The organism is Occallatibacter sp. (assembly GCF_049802275.1).
In the GTDB taxonomy this organism is placed as follows: Bacteria; Acidobacteriota; Terriglobia; order Terriglobales; family Acidobacteriaceae; genus Telmatobacter.
Genome location: NZ_JBARMD010000524.1, coordinates 1 through 5309 on the forward strand (window position 1 = coordinate 1; position 5309 = coordinate 5309).

At 55.9% G+C, this 5309-nt stretch carries 2 protein-coding genes; both read left to right on the plus strand.

All coding sequences use genetic code 11. The annotated features are described in order from the left end of the window. Positions 1-85: 85 nt before the first annotated feature. Positions 86-2083 (plus strand): alpha-1,4-glucan--maltose-1-phosphate maltosyltransferase, encoded by a 1998-nt coding sequence (locus WA354_RS18170; RefSeq protein WP_472814433.1) that lies wholly within the window; start codon positions 86-88, stop codon positions 2081-2083. A 151-nt stretch (positions 2084-2234) separates the two neighbouring features. After that, positions 2235-5309, plus strand: a 3075-nt coding sequence (gene treS, locus WA354_RS18175) for a maltose alpha-D-glucosyltransferase (RefSeq protein WP_472814434.1), incomplete at its 3' end; no start/stop codon positions are given.

Consider the following 5309-nt stretch of genomic DNA (forward strand, 5'->3'; position numbering starts at 1 on the left):
AGAAATGACGGGCCAGAAAGTCGATGGGCCGGATGAAACACTCCTGTAACCGGAAACCGTGAGACTTGCAGAACGTGATAGAGCCATGACAACGAAACGATCGGACGGACGCAAGCGCGTCATTATCGAAGGAATCACACCGCAGGTAGACTGTGGCCGGTTCCCGGCAAAGCGCACTGTGGGCGACCAGGTGCGGGTAGAAGCAGACATCTTTACGGATGGTCACGACGCGATTGCGGCTTCCCTGCTCGCTCATCGCGAGGGCGCCGACGAGTGGACCGAGATTCCCATGAAGCCGCTGGTCAATGACCGGTGGCAGGCATCATTTCGCGTCGCAGAGCTTGGCCGATACGGGTACAAGGTGCAGGGATGGGTCGATCACTTCGAAACATGGAGACGCGACCTGCTGAAGCGCATCAAGGCCGAGAGCGATGCCTCGGTCGACTATCTCATTGGGGCCGATCTGGTATCGCAGGCCGCCGAGAGAGCTACCGGTGGTGATGCCGAATGGTTAGGCGAGCGGGCGACGATTCTTCGTTCTGCGGACGCTCCGAGCGAGCTCCGGATCCATGCCACCGATCCAATGCTGCACGAAATCGTACTACGGTATCCCGACAAGCGCTTTGCGACCGAGTCGACACCCGAACTGACCATCGTTGTCGATCCGGTGCGAGCGCGATTCAGTTCCTGGTACGAATTCTTTCCTCGTTCGACATCGGAGAAGCCAGGAGCGCACGGCACGTTTGCCGATTGCGAGAAGCGGCTGCCATATATTGCAGCGATGGGATTCAACGTAGTCTATATGCCTCCCGTTCATCCCATTGGGAGATCCTTCCGCAAGGGGCGCAACAACAACCCTGAATCGCAGCCGGGCGATTATGGAAGCCCCTGGGCAATCGGCGCAACAGAAGGCGGACACAAGGAGATTCTGAGCGATCTTGGGATGCCCGCAGGCTTTAAGCAATTCGTGAGCAAAGCCGAAGAACTGGGCTTGTCTGTCGCGCTGGATATCGCCTTTCAGGCGGCGCCGGATCATCCGTACGTAAAAAAGCACGAGAATTGGTTCAAGAAGCGGCCCGATGGGACCATTCAATACGCAGAAAATCCGCCAAAGAAATACCAGGACATCTACCCCTTTGATTTCGAAAGCGAAGACTGGGAGGGGATGTGGGAGGAATTGAAGAGCGTTTTTGATTACTGGATCGACATGGGTGTGACCATCTTTCGCGTCGACAATCCGCACACAAAAGCGTTTCCCTTCTGGGAGTGGGCGATCACAGAAATCAAGCGCGTCCACCCCGAAGTGCTGTTTCTGGCAGAAGCCTTTACTCGTCCGAAAATTATGTATCGACTGGCAAAGCTCGGATTCAGCCAGTCATACACCTATTTTCCGTGGCGCAACGGGAAGCATGAAATTACGGCCTATCTCACCGAGCTGACGCAAACGCCGGTGCGCGAGTTCTTCAGGCCGAACCAGTGGCCGAATACGCCCGACATCCTTACGGAATTTCTTCAGATCGGGGGCCGCCCTGGCTTCGTGATCCGGCTGCTCCTGGCGGCAACACTCGGAGCCAACTATGGAATCTATGGCCCGGCATTCGAATTGCAGGAGAGTCGACCGGTCAAGCACGGCAGCGAGGAATACCTCAACTCAGAGAAATACGAAATTCGGCACTGGGACCTCGACCGACCCGACAGCTTGCGCGACTTGATCTCTCGCGTCAACGAAATTCGCAACGAAAACCCAGCTCTGCAAAACGACTGGTCTCTTAAGTTTCATTACACCGACAACGACCAGTTGATCTGCTATAGCAAGGAGTCGGACGATCGCTCAAACCTTCTTGTGACCGTTGTCAATCTCGATCCTCACCATACGCAAGCTGGATTTGTAACCTTGCCTCTCGATCAGCTGGAAATTCCCCAGGACCGTAGCTTCGAAGCCGAAGATCTGCTGACTGGAGAGCGATACTTGTGGCAAGGCCCACGCAATTACGTAGAGCTGAATCCCTCGAAATTGTCGGGTCATATTCTCAAGATCCATCGCCGTATGAGGGTGGAGACGGACTTCGAATACTTTCTCTAGCCTGTTTGACTTCGAAAGCTTTGGTTGCTGACTCATCCTGTGCGCCAGCGCAACCGTCACCCCGAGGGGTGCCTTTTGCCGATGTGAAATCCTAACCCTCCTGCAAACGTGAGTTGGGGGCACGCATCAAATAGCTTTGGAGACCCGCCGAGTGAAAAAGATTGCAAGCGCAACTGATCCGCTCTGGTACAAGGACGCGATCATCTACGAGCTCCATGTGCGCGCATTCGCTGATTCCAACAACGACGGGATCGGAGATTTTCCGGGAATCATTTCAAAGCTCGACTATCTGCAGGACCTCGGCGTTACCTGTATCTGGCTGCTGCCGTTCTTTCCTTCGCCTCTCCGCGATGACGGGTACGACATCGCGAATTATACGGATGTGAATCCGTCCTACGGAACGTTGAGTGATTTCAGGTTGTTTCTGGATGAGGCGCACCAACGGAACATGCAGGTAATGATCGAGTTGGTAATCAACCATACGAGCGATCAGCATCCATGGTTCAAAGCAGCTCGGCTGGCTCCGCCCGGTTCGCCGGAACGCGAGATGTATGTCTGGTCGCAAACAGATCAGCTGTATAAGAATGCACGCATCATCTTCACTGACACCGAGAAGTCCAACTGGACATGGGATGAGAAGGCGCAGGCGTACTACTGGCATCGCTTCTTTTCACATCAGCCGGAGTTGAACTGGGATAATCCGCAAGTGATGAAAGAAGTGCTGCAGGCTATGCGCTTCTGGCTCGATATGGGCGTCGATGCGCTACGCATGGATGCAATTCCCTACCTGGTGGAGCGGGATGGAACCTCGTGCGAAAACCTTCCGGAGACGCATCGTGTTATCAGGGAGATCCGGGCCGCAATCGATGCCGAGTATGCCAATAGGTTGATTCTTGCGGAAGCCAATCAATGGCCGGCCGATGTTCGTCCCTATTTTGGTGATGGTGACGAGTGCCATATGGCATTTCATTTCCCGCTCATGCCGCGTATCTACATGGCGCTCAGGCAGGAAGATCGGCTGCCGATCACAGACATCATGGCGCAGACCCCTCCCATTCCCGACAGCTGCCAGTGGGGGTTGTTTCTTCGCAATCACGACGAACTCACGCTGGAGATGGTGACCGACGACGAGCGCGATTACATGTATTTTGCCTATTCGGCCGATCCCCGTATGCGCATCAATGTCGGCATTCGACGCCGGCTCGCGCCATTGGTCGACAACAACCGGCGGCGCATTGAACTGCTCAATTCACTGCTGCTGAGTTTTCCCGGAACACCGATTCTTTACTACGGCGATGAGATCGGGATGGGCGATAACATTTACCTCGGCGACCGCAACGGCGTGCGTACCCCGATGCAGTGGACTTCGGATCGCAATGCCGGATTCTCGAAGTGCGACCCGGCGCGGCTCTATTTCCCCGTTGTCATGGACCCGATTTATGGGTATCAGGTTGTGAATGTCGAAGCACAGCAGGCAGATCAATCGAGCCTGTTGCAGTGGACGCGCAACATGATTGCGCTTCGGAAATTGTTTCAGGTGTTTGGCCGCGGGAGTCTGAGCTTTCTCAACCCGTCGAACCGGAAAATACTCGCGTATTTGCGAGAGTTCGATCAGGACTATGGAACACGAGAAACGATCTTGTGCGTCGCCAATCTGAGCCGGTTTGCGCAACCGGTGTCGCTGGATCTGGCAGCGTACGAAGGCATGGAACCGGTGGAGATGCTGGGCTATGTTCCCTTTCCAACCGTCACGACGGCTCCTTATCAACTGACGCTCGCGCCGTATTCCTTTTTGTGGCTGGAACTGCAGGCCTCAACTTCCGACGTAAAGACCCTGCCGGAGCCTCAGGTTTTGCCGGTGGTCGAAACCGCTGGAACGGAAGCTGACGTGGTTGATCTCGCAACCTCCGGATGGTCGGGGCTGCTGAGCGCGGATGGACTCGCGCAAATAGAATCCGCATTGCCGGCATGGATGACGCGCCAGCGCTGGTTCGGAGCGAAGAGCAAAAGGATTCAGTCGGTGCGCATCCTGCAATGGGCCGATCTTTCAATCCCGGAGTTCGACAACCGAAGCGTCAAGCCGGGCGAACTGACTGACGTCGATTTGATATCGCCCGCAATCTTCTTTGTAGAGGTCACATATTTCGAGGGGAAAGCGGACACGTACCAGCTGCCTCTCGCAATCAGCCGTGGCAAACAGGCGGATGCCGTCTCTGCTGAGCACCCCGAAAGCATACTGAGGACCATGGCATCCACATCTGGAATCGCGATTCTACATGACGCAACTGCGTGCGAGGACTTTCGCCGCCTTGAGTTGATGCTGATCGAACAAAGTGCATCTGTGCCGCTTACGAGTGTCTTTGTCCCAACTTCGTCGCAAACGCCCCTCCCTGACGACGCGGATGCGGAGTCGTCATCCCGACGGGGAGACGCAGATAAAATTACAACCAGCGAGACATCAGCAAATATCATTCCGGCGCAGCCGTTACCGTTGCATGCTCAACCGGGCGAAGCCGTTTCCGAGCCGCGTGAATCGTCCGCAGCCAGAAGCGCCGATAGCTCACTTAGAGCGCACTCCTCCACTGCATTTCGTGCAATAAAGGTCACAGGGCCGCTGCCGTCGCGGATCGGATCTGCCGAGCAGTCAAACACCTCCGTCATTTACGGCGATGCGCTTATTTTGAAGCTGTTCCGACGCCTGCAAGCGGGAGAGAATCCCGATGTGGAGATCGGGAAGTTTCTCACCGAGACGGCGCATTTTGAACGGATTCCGCCATTTCTAGGCGAAATCTCGGCACTCTCGGGCACTGGCGAGAAAACTACCGTCGCGATGCTGCAAGGACTGGTGGCGAGTGAAGGGGATGGCTGGGCGTGGTTCCTTGGCCAACTTGGCGCGCTTTATCGGAGAATCGCATCCGAGTCTCGAATGCCTGCAGCCGAATTTGAAATCTCCCCAACAGTTCTGGATCGGATACCGGCGGTCGCCGCGCAAACGATGCAGGCCTCGGCCCTGCTGGGGCGCCGCACGGCTGAGATGCACCTTGCATTAAGTTGCTCCGCAAGCGACCCTGCCTTTGCTCCCGAGCCCTGTTCTCGTGCAGATCTGGAGCTAGACGCGAGCCAGATCGAGACCCAGATCAGATCTGCCCTGGAAGCACTCAGGGTGAGGTTCTCCACTCTCGATGAGGCATCCGCCGACCGGGCGGCCCTGTTGTTATCAAAGCGC

Coding starts and splice junctions, on each gene's coding strand:
- WA354_RS18170 (WP_472814433.1), top strand. CDS start 86: ATGACAACGAAACGATCGGACGGACGCAAGCGCGTCATTATCGAAGGA.